Annotated in this window: 14 protein-coding genes; 3 read left to right on the forward strand and 11 right to left on the reverse strand. The window is 56.4% G+C overall.

Going from position 1 to position 15935, the window contains the following annotated elements; all coding sequences use genetic code 11:
* Together H6B10_RS05675 and H6B10_RS05680 are read left to right on the forward strand one after the other, a co-directional pair.
* The coding region (locus tag H6B10_RS05675) for a glycosyltransferase family 4 protein (protein ID WP_204650592.1) at positions 1 to 1039 on the forward strand (1039 nt) is incomplete at its 5' end.
* On the forward strand, positions 1036 to 2097 hold the full coding sequence (locus H6B10_RS05680) for a glycosyltransferase family 2 protein (RefSeq protein WP_204650593.1): 1062 nt from the start codon (positions 1036 to 1038) through the stop codon (positions 2095 to 2097). The genes H6B10_RS05675 and H6B10_RS05680, both read left to right, overlap by 4 nt.
* Before the next feature lie 304 nt (positions 2098 to 2401).
* Here the strand turns inward: H6B10_RS05680 and pflA are convergent, their stop codons facing one another.
* From pflA to H6B10_RS05695, 3 genes are all read right to left on the reverse strand, one after another.
* Positions 2402 to 3172, reverse strand: a complete 771-nt coding sequence (gene pflA, locus H6B10_RS05685; protein ID WP_204650594.1) for a pyruvate formate-lyase-activating protein — start codon at positions 3170 to 3172, stop codon at positions 2402 to 2404.
* A gap of 159 nt (positions 3173 to 3331) precedes the next feature.
* Positions 3332 to 5584 (reverse strand): formate C-acetyltransferase, encoded by a 2253-nt coding sequence (gene pflB / locus H6B10_RS05690; protein ID WP_204650595.1) that lies wholly within the window; start codon positions 5582 to 5584, stop codon positions 3332 to 3334.
* 330 nt (positions 5585 to 5914) lie between these two features.
* Complete coding sequence (locus H6B10_RS05695) at positions 5915 to 7135, reverse strand: hypothetical protein (RefSeq protein ID WP_243427273.1); 1221 nt, start codon at positions 7133 to 7135, stop codon at positions 5915 to 5917.
* Between the two features lie 235 nt (positions 7136 to 7370).
* On the opposite strand from H6B10_RS05695, the gene H6B10_RS05700 reads away from it, so the two are divergent.
* Complete coding sequence (locus tag H6B10_RS05700) at positions 7371 to 7850, forward strand: COG2426 family protein (protein ID WP_204650598.1); 480 nt, start codon at positions 7371 to 7373, stop codon at positions 7848 to 7850.
* A gap of 63 nt (positions 7851 to 7913) precedes the next feature.
* Here H6B10_RS05700 and H6B10_RS05705 read toward each other — a convergent pair whose 3' ends face one another.
* From H6B10_RS05705 to H6B10_RS05740, 8 genes are all read right to left on the reverse strand, one after another.
* Positions 7914 to 8903 (reverse strand): helix-turn-helix domain-containing protein, encoded by a 990-nt coding sequence (locus H6B10_RS05705; RefSeq protein WP_204650600.1) that lies wholly within the window; start codon positions 8901 to 8903, stop codon positions 7914 to 7916.
* 146 nt (positions 8904 to 9049) lie between these two features.
* Positions 9050 to 10552, reverse strand: a complete 1503-nt coding sequence (gene lysS / locus H6B10_RS05710; RefSeq protein ID WP_204650601.1) for a lysine--tRNA ligase — start codon at positions 10550 to 10552, stop codon at positions 9050 to 9052.
* 64 nt (positions 10553 to 10616) lie between these two features.
* On the reverse strand, positions 10617 to 11105 hold the full coding sequence (gene greA / locus H6B10_RS05715; protein WP_204650603.1) for a transcription elongation factor GreA: 489 nt from the start codon (positions 11103 to 11105) through the stop codon (positions 10617 to 10619).
* Positions 11106 to 11225: 120 nt separating this feature from the next.
* The gene (gene trpS / locus H6B10_RS05720; protein ID WP_204650605.1) at positions 11226 to 12236 is read right to left on the reverse strand and encodes a tryptophan--tRNA ligase; all 1011 of its coding nucleotides are present in this window, start codon (positions 12234 to 12236) and stop codon (positions 11226 to 11228) included.
* A 122-nt stretch (positions 12237 to 12358) separates the two neighbouring features.
* Positions 12359 to 13531 (reverse strand): DUF4179 domain-containing protein, encoded by a 1173-nt coding sequence (locus tag H6B10_RS05725; protein ID WP_204650607.1) that lies wholly within the window; start codon positions 13529 to 13531, stop codon positions 12359 to 12361.
* On the reverse strand, positions 13524 to 14078 hold the full coding sequence (locus tag H6B10_RS05730; protein ID WP_204650609.1) for a sigma-70 family RNA polymerase sigma factor: 555 nt from the start codon (positions 14076 to 14078) through the stop codon (positions 13524 to 13526). Before H6B10_RS05730 ends, H6B10_RS05725 begins: the two co-directional genes overlap by 8 nt.
* Positions 14079 to 14209: 131 nt before the next feature.
* Positions 14210 to 14749, reverse strand: coding sequence for a DUF5662 family protein (locus tag H6B10_RS05735; protein ID WP_275951053.1), 540 nt, complete (start codon positions 14747 to 14749; stop codon positions 14210 to 14212).
* 39 nt (positions 14750 to 14788) lie between these two features.
* Positions 14789 to 15935 (reverse strand): MBL fold metallo-hydrolase RNA specificity domain-containing protein (locus H6B10_RS05740; RefSeq protein ID WP_204650611.1); only part of this gene is annotated, 1147 nt, incomplete at its 5' end.

Below are 15935 nucleotides of genomic sequence, written 5' to 3' on the forward strand. Positions count from 1 at the left end.
CCGTGCCGCCGAAGGGTTGAAGCACACCAAGATGCTCTTCATTGCGCGCCCCCATGGTCACCGCCGGTACTGGCCGATGGTCTTTGTGGAGCGTTGCCTGGGCATTGCTGCCCCCTACGACCCGTGGTATCAGAAAGTACAGCTATCCCTGGCGTTGGAACCGCCCGGACCCGATCTGATCGTGGCCGAAGGCGGCAACCTGACTCAGTGCAGTGCCATCAGCCGGATGTTCGGCAAACGGCGCTGCCTGGCCCATCTTCACGGGCAGACCTCCTGCAGCCCCGTGATGGATACCATATACGGCGGTATTCTGGCCTTGAGCGAGTTTATCCGTGATGATTACCTGAAAACCAGCACGCTGGACCCCCGGCGTGCTTATATCTGGTATAACTGCGTGGATACCAAACGCTTCTGCCCTGGCCCGCCGCCGCTGGCCCTGCGCACTCGCCTGGGCTTTGGCGCCCAGGATTTTGTGGTGCTGTTCTGCGGGCGGCTGGACCCCGACAAAGGCATCCACAAGCTGATGGAAGCCCTGGCACTGCTGCCGGTTCCCCGCATCAAACTGCTGATCGTGGGCAGCCCATTTTTTGGCCGTACCCAGCAAAGCAGCTTTTTGCGCAAACTGGAACAACAGGCCCGCGCCCTGGGCAACCGCGTACAGTTCACCGGGTATATCCCCAATGAGGACCTGCCCGACTACTACCGGCTGGCAGACCTGGTCTGTGTGCCTACCCTGGTAGAGGAAGCGGCCGGTCTGGTGGCGGTGGAAGCAATGGCCTGCGGCCGTCCGGTGCTGGCTACCCGCAGCGGCGGTATGCCGGAGTACCTGGAAGGCAGCCAGGCTGTACTGGTGGAACGGGGGGAAAATATTGCGGACCAGCTGGCCTGGAGTATCCGCATGCTGTATGAACACCCGGCTTTGTGCGCCCAGATGGGTGCTGCCGGTTCCAAACGGGCCCAGGATTTTTCTGTAGAACGGTATTATTCGGAATTTGTACGCATTGTGCAGGATGTCCTGCAGAACGGAGGTGCCCTATGAGCCGCCCGGCAATCTGTGTGGTGGTTCCGGTTTACCGCTCCGAAGCAACGCTGGACCGCTGTGTGGAGAGTATTCTTTCCCAGACTGTGGAAGGCGGGGTCCGCTGTATTCTGATAGATGACGGCGGCCCAGACCGCAGCGGTGCCATGTGTGATGAATGGGCCGCACGGGATGACCGCGTGCAGGTGATCCACCAACAGGGCCGGGGCGTTTCCAGTGCCCGTAACGCCGGTTTGGAAGCCGCCGACAGCGAATATGTAGTGTTTCTCGACTCTGATGATGCACTGCGTCCCGGCGCCTTACAGGCCGCCCTGGAGGCGCAGCAGGCTGCCCCCCATGATTTTGTGATCTGGCATTACACTACCTTGGAGGACGACGCGGCCCCTGTCAACAACCAGACCGACCCCCGTCCCCGCACCGGCCTTGCTCAGCTTTGGCTGGACTGTCTGCTGGCAATGCCCTGGAACAAGCTGTACAAAACCGTCTGGGCACAGCAGGTAAAATTCAACACAAAGTATACTCTAGGCGAAGATTTACAATTTGTATTGGATTATATTGCCTTACTGGCCGCTCAGGCTCCCGATTTTGCCTACTGCGTACTGCAAAGTCCGCTTACCTTTTATGACTGCAGCCGGACCGGTACTTTATCCACCAAATACCATGCCAACTACTGCGAGATCTGGCCGCAGCATTTTGCCAAGCTGAATGCTGCCTGTCTGGCCGCGCTCTGCCCTGCTGAAGATATGCGCCAGCTGCACCGCGCCGAACTGACGGTTTTTGCCGAGGGTGTTGCAGACATCCTGCGCCGTGACCCTGCCCCCCTGTCCGGCATCAAGCGCGACAAAGCCGCCGCGGCGCTGCGCACCCCCTGGCTGCGGGCCCTGCTGGACCAGATGCGGACCGAGCGCTGCTATAGTGCCTATTACCTGCCCTGCCGCTGGCGCAACACCCAGCTGATCTATTCCCTGGCGGAAGCCAAACGCACCGGTTCCCCCCTGTACGGGAAACTGGACTGGGCCGGGTACTATCTGCTGGGCGGACGACTTCGCCGTGATTGATTTTCCTGAACTTATACGCTGCCGCCTTTTGCGGCAGCTTTTTTTGTACACAAAAAGCCCCACCGTCCGGAGCAGAGAACGGTGGGGCGAAACACAATAACGGACCGCTGAAAAAGGCGCAGAGCAAAACGCCCGAAACGGAGGCGCAGCCTGTTATTGGCGGGAACCACTCCCGGAGAGGCAAAAGCCGGTGAGCGTTCCATGTTGGTTATGGTTAGCTTTAACTAACCACGAGTATACTTTACCATATCAGGCGTGCTGTGTCAAGAGAATTTACCGAAAAAACGTGCAACTTTTTGTCCGATCACTCTTTCGGCGCATCAGGGTAGTCCCGCACATGCAGCAAATCTTCTGCCTGCTTGACTTCTTCCTCTGTGGGTACACGTACCCCCTCCAGAGAATAGGGAATCCCCAGGTTCTGCCACTTGAACAAGCCCAGGGTGTGATAAGGCAAAACTTCCACCCGGCGCACGGTGGGCAGTGTTTTGATAAAGGCATCCAACCGGCGCAGACCGTCCGTATCGTCGGTCAGTCCCGGCACCAGCACATGGCGCACCCAAAGCGGTACACCGCGCCGGGCCACATACTGTGCCATAGCCAGAATGTTCTGATTGCTGTGGCCGGTCAGCGCCTTGTGCTTTTCTTCATCGATCTCTTTCAGATCCAGAATCACCAGGCTGGTATTTTCCAGCATGGCATCAAAGCGTGCCATCCAGTCGGCATTCTCCGGTGCAAAAGGCTGTCCGCTGGTATCCAGCGCCGTGTGAATCCCTTTGGCATGGGCCAGACGGAATACCTCGCTGACAAAGTCCATCTGCAGCAACGGTTCCCCGCCGCTGATGGTCAGGCCGCCGTTATTCCGCCAGTAGTTCCGGTAACGGCAGGCCGCATCAAATGCCTGCTGCGGTGTTTTGGCGTTTTCCTGGGTAAAAGCCCAGGTTTCCGGATTATGGCAGTACCGGCAGCGCATGGCGCAGCCCTGCAGAAAAAGAACATACCGCACCCCCGGCCCGTCGACCAGACCGAAGGTTTCGACAGAATGGATATATCCGGTTGCGGGATGGGTCTGTGACATATGACACAACTCCTTGGCTATGAAATCTTGTTTCCGCTTTAAGGGGGTTGCCTGCATACTGCAGTTTGCCCCTGCGCAGAAACACCAATAGAAAAAGATCCGCGACCGCACCAACTGCAGCCGCGGATCTTTTTTCAGCTCTTTTGTGGGGTACTGGGATTACAGTGCCTTATGGCAGGTACGTGCAATCACGTCCAGCTGCTGTTCACGGGTCAGGTCAATGAACTTGACTGCGTAGCCGGAAACACGGATGGTGAAGTTGGCGTACTCTTCCTTCTCGGGGTGTTCCATGGCGTCGATCAGCTTCTCGGTGCCGAAGACGTTCACATTCAGATGGTGTGCGCCCTGATCGAAGTAACCGTCCATAACCTGAACCAGGTTCTCCACACGCTCCTGCTCACCATGGCCCAGCGCATCGGGGTTGATGGTCTGGGTGTTGGAGATGCCGTCCAGCGCCCAGTGATAGGGCAGCTTGGCCACCGAGTTCAGAGAAGCCAGCAGGCCGTGGGTCTCGGCGCCGTAGCTGGGGTTGCCGCCCGGGGCAAACGGAGTGTATGCCTTGCGGCCGTCCGGCATGGCACCGGTGGCCTTGCCGTACACCACGTTGGAGGTGATGGTCAGGATGGAGGTGGTGGGCTCGGAATTGCGGTAGGTGTGGCGGCGCTTGATCTTCTCCAGGAAGCTGCGCAGCAGGTTCACCGCAATATCATCAGCACGGTCATCGTCGTTGCCGTACTTGGGGAAATCGCCCTCGATCTCGTAATCGGTGACCAGGCCCTGCTCGTTGCGGATGCACTTGACCTTGGCGTACTTGATGGCGCTGAGGGAGTCTACCACATGGCTGAAGCCTGCAATACCGGTGGCAAAGGTACGGCGCACATCGGTATCGATGAGGGCCATTTCGGCGGCTTCGTAGTAGTACTTATCGTGCATATACTGGATGAGGTTCAGGATGTTGACGTAGAGACCAGCCAGCCAGTCCATCATCACGTCATACTTTTTGACTACCTCATCATAATCCAGGTATTCGCTGGTGATGGGTGCATAGGCGGGACCTACCTGCTCGCCCAGCTTTTCGTCCACACCGCCGTTGATGGCGTACAGCAGGCACTTGGCCAGGTTGGCACGGGCACCGAAGAACTGCATCTCCTTGCCGGTCTGGGTAGCAGACACGCAGCAGCAGATGGAGTAGTCGTCGCCCCAGACCGGCTTCATCACGTCGTCGTTCTCATACTGGACCGAGGAGGTCTTGATGGAGATGCGGGCGGCGTAATCCTTGAAGGTCTTGGGCAGGGCGGAAGAATACAGCACCGTCATGTTGGGTTCCGGTGCGGGGCCCATGTTTTCCAGCGTGTGCAGGAAACGGAAGTCGGTCTTGGTGACCATGGAACGGCCATCCATGCCGATACCGGCCACTTCCAGCGTGGCCCAGACGGGGTCGCCGCTGAACAGCTGGTTGTAGCTGGGAATACGGGCAAACTTGACCATACGGAACTTCATGACCAGATGGTCGATGAGTTCCTGGGCTTCGGTCTCGGTGAGCAGGCCGCGCTCCAGGTCGCGCTGGATGTAGATATCCAGGAAGGTGGACACACGGCCCACGCTCATGGCAGCGCCGTTCTGGGTCTTGATGGCAGCCAGGTAGCCGAAGTACAGCCACTGGACCGCTTCCTTGGCGTTGGCAGCCGGCTGGGAAATATCATAGCCGTAGGTGGCAGCCATGGCCTTCATATCCTTGAGGGCGTTGATCTGCAGGGCGATCTCTTCGCGCTGACGGATCACATCATCCAGCATGGTGCCGTCGCCGCAGTTTGCAAAGTCGTTCTGCTTTTCCCGGATCAGGAAGTCGATACCGTACAGTGCCACACGACGGTAGTCGCCCACAATACGGCCGCGGCCGTAGGTGTCAGGCAGACCGGTGACGATGTGGCTGTGGCGGGCCTTCTTCATCTCGGGGGTATAGGCATCAAAAACCGCCTGGTTATGGGTACGGGTATACTGGGTGAAGATCTCGTGCAGCTTGGGGCTGGGCGTATAGCCGTAGGTGGTGCAGGCCTGTTCCGCCATCTTGATGCCGCCGTAAGGCATAAAGGCACGCTTCAGGGGCTTATCGGTCTGCAAACCAACGATCTTTTCCAGGTCTTTCAGTTCCGGATCAATGTAACCGGGGCCGTAGGCCGTCAGGCCGGAAACCACTTCGGTTTCCATATCGAGGACGCCACCCTTGGCGCGCTCCTCTTTCTGCAGGACCTGCAAAGCGCCCCACAGCTTGTTGGTAGCTTCGGTCGGACCGGCGAGGAAGCTCTCGTCGCCGTCGTAAGGCTTGTAGTTTTTCTGGATGAAGTCACGAGTATTGACTTCCTCTTTCCAGATGCGGCCTTCAAAGCCTTCCCACTGTTTGAAATCTGTCATAAACGCACTCCTTCTAATGGTTCCTATTCCATATATGGTGTTGACGCAGATACTATAATACCATATCCCTAAAAAAACACAAGGGGCAAATGTTTGATTTTTTGTCCGTTTGTTTCATACCATATAAAAACAGTATGGTTTCACACTTTGTTACAGTATCACTTTATGCAAAAGCCCCTACTCCCCTCCTTTCCGGGGCTGGAAAAAGATTTGCGAGGAAGTTAGTTTCGTCTAACCTCGTTCCTACAATAGCACACCCTTATTCCCTTGTCAAGTCCTGCAACAGCAAAGGCGGCCGCTTCCCTGCCGGAAGCAGCCGCCCTCTCATTTTCAGAAAAACAAAAAATGATACGTCTGGATAGGAATATTGTACGATACTCCCTGCAGCATCAAGACCAGGAAACAGATGCCGCTGATGATATGCCACATCAGCGCCGCGCCGCAGAGCAGTACTCTCACGCCAAGATGGCCCGCCCGGTCCCCGCCGCGCCAGTCTGCGCAGCTGCGCAGCCACACTGCCAGCGATTCCAGCAAAAAGACCCAGAAACAGATAAACGGGCCCCACCAGAGATTGGCGTGGTACAACCGCTCACCGCTTTCTACCAGCAGCAGCGCCTCTGCCATGGCAATGCAGAAAGTCAGCAGGCTGAACCGATAACGGAAAGATTTCCATGCGCGACGGCCAAGCAAAACGCCCACAGCCCCCACAAACACGAAAGACCGCAGCAATCCAAGGACGCCCGCCTCGTTAAACGGTCCCCACAGCATGGCGTGACGGTCAAAATCCACCGTAAAAATCAGCTGCATCCCACTGTCTGCATCGGCAAACAGAACGTTGGCCTGAACCAGGCACAGTGCGATACTGGGCAGAACACTGCATCCCATTATGAACTCCTGCCGGAAGTTTTTACCACGGGTGCGGACCAGGTCAACAATCAGCAGTACCAGCAGCGCAGGTGCAAAAGCAAAGACCAGACTGGCTTTAAAGCTGGTAGCCACCGTGAGCCAAAGGGTATAAACCAGCCAGGCCCGCAAATCCAGTTTACCGGACATGCCGCGCCAGGCCCGATAAAACGCCAAAACCGCCAGCAAGGCAAAGGGGGCCAGCATAATGTAGGTGGTGTTGTGGTAGACCGTGCCAATAATCGTTCCCTGATACCAGTATCCGCCGCGGGGCATCCACACAGCCTGTGCAAAATACACCACCAGACTGATCAACAGCCGGACCGGACGCTGCAGCTGAGGCAGTGCCTCCCGCAGACCGCAGGCAAACACCACAACCGCTGCCAGATGGAACAACGCCAACAGCCACGCAATGCCCCAACGCCCCGCCAACGCATAAGCCGGACCAATGAGCAAGGAAGTGGTGGAATAAACCATTCCCTTTTGCGCAAAAGCCAGATGCTGCCCCAGATCGGATGTATAGGGATCAGTCCCTCCGCCGGGCGAACACAGTTGCTGATAATGCAGCCAGGCCATGGCAACCGTAAAAGCGGCCAAAGCCGCCAACGTAACCGCCCAAAGAACCCGTTGTTTTACCGTTTTGGTCAAAAAATCGCCTTCCCTTCCGGCGGCGGACCGCCATAAAATCGGGATATATGGCAAAAAGCCGTATTTATTATGATACCATACCCTTCAAAAAACACAAGTATCCCCCCAGTTTTTGGGCATAGCCACCAAAAGCAACCTATGAAGCTGCGTTGTTTTTTGCTTGCCAAACGTACCGTTATCCTGTATAATAGAGCCTGTTCTGTATAAACAAGATTTGACACTGTGCGGTTTCACGATGCTGACAAAGCACCTGTATGTCTTTTTTATCTCCATGGTGCCGCTGCTCGAGCTGCGCGGTGCGATTCCGGTAGGCGTAGGCTTGGGTCTGCCCCTGTGGAGCGTTTACATCATCGCCATCATCGGCAATATGCTGCCTGTCCCCTTTATTTTCTTCTTTGCCCGTAAGGTGCTGGAATGGGGCGCGGACAAGCCGGTCATCGGCAAGTTCTTCACCTTCTGCCTGAAGAAGGGTCACAAAGGCGGCGAAAAATTGAAGGAAAAGGCCGGCCGTGGCCTGCCCTGGGCGCTGCTGCTCTTCGTAGGCATCCCCCTGCCGGGCACCGGTGCCTGGACCGGCACCCTGGCTGCCAGCCTGCTGGACATGGATTTCAAATCCAGCGTCCTGGCCTGCATGGGCGGCGTTCTGTTGGCCGGCTGCATCATGGGTGCGCTGAGCCTGGCAGGTGTTTCCGCCCTGGGCGCTGTGGTGGCATAACTCATTTTTTGAATCCGTTTACAAAAGGGAACCGACTCTGCCGAAAGGCAGGGTCGGTTCTTTTTATTCTTCTCTTTTTGATGCACGACACCGCCTGACCGGACGGACATATTTCCAGAAACGTGCACAGTCATGGTAAAAGTAAAACACACGCCCCTGCATTTTGTCCAGTTTATAACCGGTCGCGGTATAATCAAAATCTCTCATTGCTTTTTCCATTTTAGCTTCCACCAAAGCATTTTCGGTGCAAAAATCAAAGGGACCATGCTCAAAAACCAGATACGTTCCCGCTTTCACCGTCATCAACTGCATACCTGCGGGAACCGGTCCTATATACGTAACCGGAAGCCGAACACCATACGCTTCCGCCAGGGGAATCCCCCAGCTGCAAATTCTTCCAGTCGGTTCATTGATAAACGCCATGACCTGCCCGCTACTGCTATCCATTCCCTGTCCACCAAGGTCGTCCAGTTTGCCCGGAATACTGTCCAACAATCCGCACACCGTTTCACAGTCCTGGCCGGGAATTGTGCTTTGTTTCTGCCAGAAATCAAAGTAACCGATACTCTCATAATTCCGAATATGGAGAAACTTGTGTTCGGGAATCTTTACAAAGTACGTTTTGATTTCTCCTGCGGATGCCGGCACAATTTTCCCACCACACTCCAGTAAATAACAGTCAAACGGTTTGATTACGGTACGCAGCGCCACCGGCACCGGGTTGCGCCGATACACGCTGGGGGTAACACCGTAGGCTTCTTTGAAGGCACGGGTAAACGCCTCATGGGAAGAAAAACCATATCGCAAAGCAATTTGCAAAAGACTTTGAGATGTATCCCGGAGGTCTTTCTGCGCAAAAGCCAATTTCCTGTGGCGCATATAATCCCGAAGCGGCATACCGGAAATTTCCTTGAATTTTCTTGATACATAAAATTCCGAATATCCCAACTTTGCAGCCAAGTGATGGAGTGTAAGAGACTCATCCTGCTGATTCCGGATGCACAGATCGATCTCCTCAACCAATTCCTGAACATGTTTCAACCATTCATACACAGATATCCACCTCCTGTACCCCAGTATACCAAACCGCAACTGTTTCCGCTTGATTTTAGTTGCCCACTTGCCCCATATAAAAACAGGACCGCTGGATATCGGCGGTCCTGTTACTTTACATTTATGATGGTTTGACTTCTACTGAATCAGTCCACCGGCTTCATCGTGGGGAACAACAGAACGTCACGAATAGACGCAGAGTCGGTGAGCAGCATGACCAGACGGTCCACGCCGAAGCCCAGGCCGCCCGTCGGGGGCAGGCCGTACTCCAGTGCGGTGACGTAGTCGTAATCGACCTGTGCCTTGCTGGCGGGGTCCAGCTGCTTGCGCTCAGCCACCTGGCGCTCAAAACGGCCCTTCTGATCGATGGGATCGTTCAGTTCGCTGAAGGCATTGCCGAACTCGGTAGCATTGATGAAGTACTCAAACCGCTCGGTGAACATAGGGTCGTTGGGCTTGCGCTTGGCCAGCGGGCTGACCTCTACGGGGTAGTCGTAGATGAAAGTCGGCTGGATCAGGTTCTCTTCCACGAAGGCATCGAAGAACTCGGCCACGATCGCACCCTTGGTGGGGATTTCGGGCAGTTCCACATGATGCTCCTTGGCCAGAGCAATCGCTTCCTCGTCGGTCTTGACGGTGTCAAAGTCCACGCCGGAATACTTCTTGACCGCTTCCACCATGGTCATGCGCTCCCAGTGGGAGAGATCGATCTCTTTGCCCTGGTAGGGAATCTGCAGGGTGCCGCAGACCTTCTGGGCAACGGTCTTCATCATTTCTTCCACCAGGTCCATCATGCCGTGGTAATCGGTGTAGGCCTGGTACAGTTCGATGGTGGTGAACTCAGGGTTATGCTTGGGGTCCATACCCTCGTTACGGAAGATACGGCCCACTTCGTAGACGCGGTCCATACCGCCCACGATCAGGCGCTTGAGGTAGAGCTCGGTTTCAATACGCAGCACCATGTCCATATCCAGGGTGTTGTGATGGGTAATGAAAGGCCGGGCCGCAGCACCGATCTCAAAGGGGGTCAGGATGGGGGTATCCACTTCCAGGAAGCCCTTGCCGTCCAGATAGCTGCGCAGTTCCCGCAGAATAGCGCTGCGCTTGACGAAGGTATCCTTCACGTCAGGGTTGACGATCAGGTCCACATAGCGCTGGCGGTAGCGGGCTTCCCGGTCGGTAAGACCGTGGAACTTTTCGGGCAGAGGCAGCAGGCTCTTGGAGAGCAGGGTCAGCTCATTGACGCGCACCGAGATCTCGCCCATTTTGGTGCGGAACACTTCGCCTTTGCAGCCGATGATGTCGCCGATATCCAGCTTTTTGAAAGCAGCATAGGCTTCATCGCCCAGCAGATCCCGCTTGACGAAGATCTGGATGTCACCTTTCTGGTCCCGCAGATGGGCAAAGCTGGCCTTGCCCATGATGCGCTTGGACATCATACGGCCTGCCAGGGTGACAGTTTTGCCGGTTTCCGCCTCGGCGGGCAGATCGGCGAACTCAGCTTTCAGATCGGCCGAGTAGGCATCCTGGGGATACTTGGTGATGACAAAGGGGTCCTTGCCGGCGGCACGCAGGTCGGCCAGCTTCTGGCGGCGCACAGCCGCCTGCTGGGTCAGATCCTGCTCGGTCTGGGGCTTGTTCTGCTCCATGAGAGATCTTCCTTTCTTTATCCATAGACGAACAGGGGCAGGTACTCCCCGCCCCTGCCTTGTTTTACTTCGAGCGCGAAACGGCCAGCACCTTGTACACGATGATGTTGCCGTTGGGCAGGGTCACATCCACTTCATCGCCGGCCTTGTGCCCGATCAGCGCAGCACCCACAGGGCTCTCGTCGCTGATACGGTTGAGGTTCATATCGGCCTCGGTAGAGCCGGTGATGTCGTATTCCTCAGCATCCTCGGGATCATCCCCCTCGGCGAGGATCTTTACACGCATACCAATGGAAACGGTGTCGTTGGACAACTCGCTGTCATCGATGATACGGGCCACTTTCAGGGTAGCCTCCAGATCGGCGATGCGGGCTTCCACGATTGCCTGCTCTTCCTTGGCAGCGTCATATTCGGCATTTTCGCTCAGGTCGCCGTAACCACGCGCAACCTTGATCTTATCTGCCACTTCCTTGCGTTTGACGGTGCGCAATTCGTTCAGATCTTGTTCCAGCTTCTGGTAGCCCTCACGGGTCATGACGACTTCTTTAGCCATGCTCGATTCTCCTAACATATTTGCGATAGTAAAAGTTGTGCGGCCCGCAAATGAGCCGCACCAATTTAGATATTATATCGGTTTAAACCCCGTTTGTCAAGGGTTTTGCGCTGGGTCGCGTTATTTGTCCAGCTGCAGCAGACCCACCTTGCGGTAGACTTTGCTCACGGTCCGGTTGGCAATACGGGCAGCACGGGCAGCACCGTCTTTCAGCACACCGTCCACATAGCTCTTATCGGCCAGAATACGGTTGTACTCCGCCTGCACAGGCGCCAGGGCATCGGCGGTCGTTTCAGCCACCGCCAGTTTGAAATCACCGTAGCCTTTGCCTGCAAACTCCGCTTCGATCTCCTCCATGGTCTTGCCGGTAAAGGTCGAGTAAATGGCCATGAGGTTGGAAACACCGGGTTTGTTTTCCCGGTCAAAGCGCACCTGTCCGTCGGAATCGGTGACTGCGCGCTTGAACTTGCGCACAATGGTGTCCTTATCGTCGGTCATGAGCACATAGGAATTCACGTTGGTATCGGACTTGCTCATCTTCTTGGTCGGTTCGGACAGGGACATGATCTTGGCACCCGCCTTGGAAACATAACCTTCGGGCAGGGTGAAGGTATCGCCATACACGCCGTTGAAACGGTTGGCAATGACACGAGCAATTTCCAGATGCTGGGTCTGGTCCTGGCCCACAGGCACCAGGTCGGCGTTATAGATCAGGATATCCGCCGCCATGAGGACCGGATAGGTGAACAGGCCGCCGTTGACGTTATCGGGGTGTTTGGCGCTCTTGTCTTTGAACTGGGTCATGCGGGACAGTTCGCCGAACTGGGTGTTGCAGGCAAGAATCCAGGACAGTTCACAGTGTGCGGGCACATGGCTCTGCACAAACAGGACATGATTTTCCGGGTCGATGCCAACAGCCAGCAGCAGGGCTGCCAGTTCCCTGGTGCGGCGGCGCAGTTCCGCCGGGACCTGCCGCACGGTAAGGGCATGCAGGTCAGCGACCATATACAGGCAGTCATAATCCGGCTGCAGCAGGGCCCAGTTGCGCACCGCGCCGATATAGTTGCCCAGAGTAGGCGTGCCGGTGGGCTGAATGCCCGAAAGAATCCGTTTACGTTTTTCTTCTGCCATAATTTCCACCTTCTATAATACAGGCACAATTGTCTGTTGTAATAGTTACTATTCAATCACACGCGGGGCGCTTTGTCAACAAAATTTGCCCGCAGCGGCAAGGCTGCGGGCAAATAAATCCTTCAGGACAAAGGTACCGTAAATTCGGCCAATACTTCATAACCATCCGGCTTTTCGTAATCCACAATGTTGTACACCGTCACTGTGACATTCCGGCAATCCTCCGGTACCGTGTCGAAGTAGTAGATCCATCGATAATCACTGTTGCTGTCATTTTCGTCCACATGCTGCCCTTCGCCCCGTTCCGGTTTGAGCAGGGTGCCATCCTCGGTGGTCAGCCTGGGCTGGATATTACCGTCTGCGGACACCTGGATGTCCAGCTTCGCGGCAGCGGGCGTAGCGGTCAGGCTGTGCAGGGTGACACCGCTTTCTTCTTTCGGTCCGATGAAAGTACGGATGCCCTCCGTGCCCGGTTCAGGAATGGTAAAAGTCAGGGTGTAGTCCCCTTCCAGCGGGGTTTCGTCATGATATTCCAGATGCTGGTAGGAGCCGCCCCATTCGTGGGTTTCTTCTTCCAGCACTTCCACATTGCAGGCCACCAGCCCGTGGAGATACATCGTAACGGTTTCTCCGCTCAGGGGCCCGTCCCACTCTTCATAGAGGAACAGCGGATAGTTGAGCCCCATTACAAAGGTGTGATCATCCTGCCTGGTGAACCAGCCGGAACCCTCCTCCAGAATGACACCACCGTTTTCCAGTACCAAAGCACCGGAGGCATCGGCGGTATCGGCAGGCATGGAACCACCGGCGTCCGCCCGAATGGTATCAAACCCTGCCAGGCTGTCATCCTTCACGGTGAGCACAAGACTCAACCGCATCCAGTCCTCGTCCCGGTAAATCTGGCCCAGGGTAATGGCATAGGGGCCGCCGGCACTTTCAGCGGTCTGTTCCACCGTTTGGGCGTACTGGTTCAGCTGCTCACTGCGCAGGCGCGTGTCATCCGCCCGGTTGATCCAGCTGAACAGATTCCCCACCAGGGGCAGACTTTCGGCCAGGGCGGGGTTGGCAAAGTTGACACTGCCCAGCACCACAAAGCAGGCTGCGGCGGCTGCGGCGGTATACCGTACCCAGTGCAGCGCCCGTCGGGGTGTGCGGCGGCAGGGTCGGGCGGCGTTCACCTGCCCCCGGGCGGCGGAAAGCACACGGTCCCATTCGGCAGCATCCAACGGCGCTGCGGGCAGATCCAGTTGGTCCAGTTCTTGAAGCAAAGACGGGTCATAATCCGATTTACGCATGACGGGTCACTCCTTTCTGTTGCAGTTGACGGCGCAACCGTTCCCGGCCGCGGCTCAGGCGGGTATTGACGGTGTTTTCCGCCATGCCCAATGCAGCGGCAATCTCCTTACTGCTTTGCAGCAGATAATATTTCCGCAGAAAAATTTCCCTGTCCGGCGGGTCCATGGCGGCTACCAAAGCGCCTACCCAGTCGGCCGCCTCCGAAGCAGCCCGATCAAATTCCGCCAATTTGCCAATGGTTTCTCCCAATTCAGCATCCAGCGATAATGCCGTGTGCCGGCGCAAAGTATGGTAACGGTCGATTCCCTTATTCCTGGCCGTGACTGCCACCCAGGGCCGCAGCGGTGTTGCTTGCTGCTCCAGGCGGGGTGCATACCGCCATAGAGCCACAAAGGTATCAGCCATACATTCTTCCACAACCCGCGGGTCCCGGGGCAGGATACGCAGCAGCACCGCCTTGACCAGCGGTGCATAGACCTGCATAGCCGCCTGCAAACCGGCGTCGGGGTCTTTTTGCAGCAGACGGATCAGATCCCGATCATTCACTTGGATTCCTCCCTGTTGTATGTTCTGGAAGCGCTTCTTGTCTATCCAGACTGTTCCCAAGGTCAAAATCTTACACCCCACCCGATATTTTTGCAAAAAAAGAGGGCTGCCAGAAGGCAGCCCCTGGATTTTTATTGTTTTTTCCCCAGCAATTGGGTGCGGATATAAGCAAAACAGGCGTCCTCGCCCTGGTCCCGCAGGATCAGCAGGCAGGTTTCCAGTTCGCGGCGGGTTTCGGGATGCAAAACATAATGGTCTTTACTGCGGTCGTAGTAGTCCCAGGCTGCCGCATCGGTATAGGCCGCGCCTTTATAATTTTTGCTGGCGGCAATCCGGTCACAGACCATTTCGGCCACATAACGGGCAGGCATTCGCATACCGGTTATGGCGTGGTCCCCGTCGGGGGCATAGTCGATCCAATATTCCAAGTGATGCTTGTTGCGCCCCTTGTGGTGCAGCCAGGCCGCGCTGTATCCTTCTGCCTTACGCTGGGCATTGTTGGGGCTGCAGGTTCCCTGCCAGTACCGGGCACCGGCCAGAAACTCCACCGGCGCCAGTTTGCTCAGGTCATGGGTAAGGCCCTGCCAGTACAACCCGCAGCGAAAACAGTTTTTCATCACCAGCACTTTATGGTGATGGATGGTTTTATAGTGTTTGATCGGATGCCACAAAGCGGCGTTCCTCCTTTGAGGGCAAAAATATACCAATAATCAGCGGTCCCACTTGTCGCACAGGCTGGCAATCTGGCTGGCAAAACGGGCCAGATCCTTGTTGGCACCGCCCTGGTTGTGCTGAATCACCGTCATCAGGCGCTTGCCCATATTGACCAACCGGTCGTAGGCAGCGCTGCTGCGCACAGTGGCCACACCCGGCGTCTTGACGATCTTTTTGGTATTGCCGGTTTCGGCACAGGCAACCCGGCCGCCTTCCGCCACCCAAACCGATGCGTTGTAGGGCGCTTCTGCGTCGTAGCCTTCCTCCCGCAGACGGCGGGCCCAGTGGTCGGCTACTGCGTCCTCACCATGGTTGACAAATACAAATTTCGGTTTTTCGTCAAAGGCATGCAGCCAGTTGGCCAGCCCTTCCTGATCGGCATGGCCGGACAACCCGCTCAACCGGCGGATGGATGCCTTGACCTGGATCTCATCGCCAAAGAGTTTGACCTCCTTGGCACCGCCCAGCAACGCATTGCCCAGTGTGCCCGAGCTTTGGAAGCCCACAAACAGCACCGTGCATTCCGGCCGCCAAAGGTTGTATTTCAGGTGATGGCGGATACGGCCAGCATCGCACATACCCGAAGCCGAAAGGATCACTTTGGGGGTCGTATCACTGTTGATGGCCATGGATTCTTCCTTGGTCTCGCTGATGCAAAGGCCCGGGAACCAGAGGGGGTTTTCGCCGTTTTTGACCAATGCCATGGCTTCGTCATCGTAACATTCCATGAAGTTTTCCCGGAAGATGGTGGTGGACTTGCTGGCCAGCGGGCTATCCACAAAAACCGGGAAATTATCGTGGCCATGGATACGCCCTTCCGCCTTGATCTGCCGGATAAAGTAGAGCAGTTCCTGGGTGCGGCCCACCGCAAAACTGGGAATGACCACATTGCCGCCCCGGTCAAAGGTCGTCTGCAGCACCTCGGTCAGCTCGCCCAGGTAGTCTGGCCGCGGGCCATGGCTGCGGTCGCCGTAGGTAGATTCCATAACCAGGTAATCTGCATGAGGCGGTGTAACGGGGTCCTTGATCAGAGGCTGGTGGGTATTGCCGATATCGCCGGAGAAAACAATGATTTCCGGCGCACGCCCGGCTTCGGTGACGCGCACCGAGATGGACGAGCTGCCCAGCAGATGGCCCACATCG

It is taken from the genome of Gemmiger formicilis, from assembly GCF_016901605.1.
Classification (GTDB): Bacteria; Bacillota; Clostridia; order Oscillospirales; family Ruminococcaceae; genus Gemmiger; species Gemmiger formicilis_B.

Bases quoted from the DNA above. Each gene is read 5' to 3' on its own strand.
- H6B10_RS05680 (WP_204650593.1), top strand. From the start codon at position 1,036: ATGAGCCGCCCGGCAATCTGTGTGGTGGTTCCGGTTTACCGCTCCGAA.
- pflA (WP_204650594.1), bottom strand. From the start codon at position 3,172: ATGTCACAGACCCATCCCGCAACCGGATATATCCATTCTGTCGAAACC.
- pflB (WP_204650595.1), bottom strand. From the start codon at position 5,584: ATGACAGATTTCAAACAGTGGGAAGGCTTTGAAGGCCGCATCTGGAAA.
- H6B10_RS05700 (WP_204650598.1), top strand. From the start codon at position 7,371: ATGCTGACAAAGCACCTGTATGTCTTTTTTATCTCCATGGTGCCGCTG.
- lysS (WP_204650601.1), bottom strand. From the start codon at position 10,552: ATGGAGCAGAACAAGCCCCAGACCGAGCAGGATCTGACCCAGCAGGCG.
- greA (WP_204650603.1), bottom strand. From the start codon at position 11,105: ATGGCTAAAGAAGTCGTCATGACCCGTGAGGGCTACCAGAAGCTGGAA.
- trpS (WP_204650605.1), bottom strand. From the start codon at position 12,236: ATGGCAGAAGAAAAACGTAAACGGATTCTTTCGGGCATTCAGCCCACC.
- H6B10_RS05725 (WP_204650607.1), bottom strand. From the start codon at position 13,531: ATGCGTAAATCGGATTATGACCCGTCTTTGCTTCAAGAACTGGACCAA.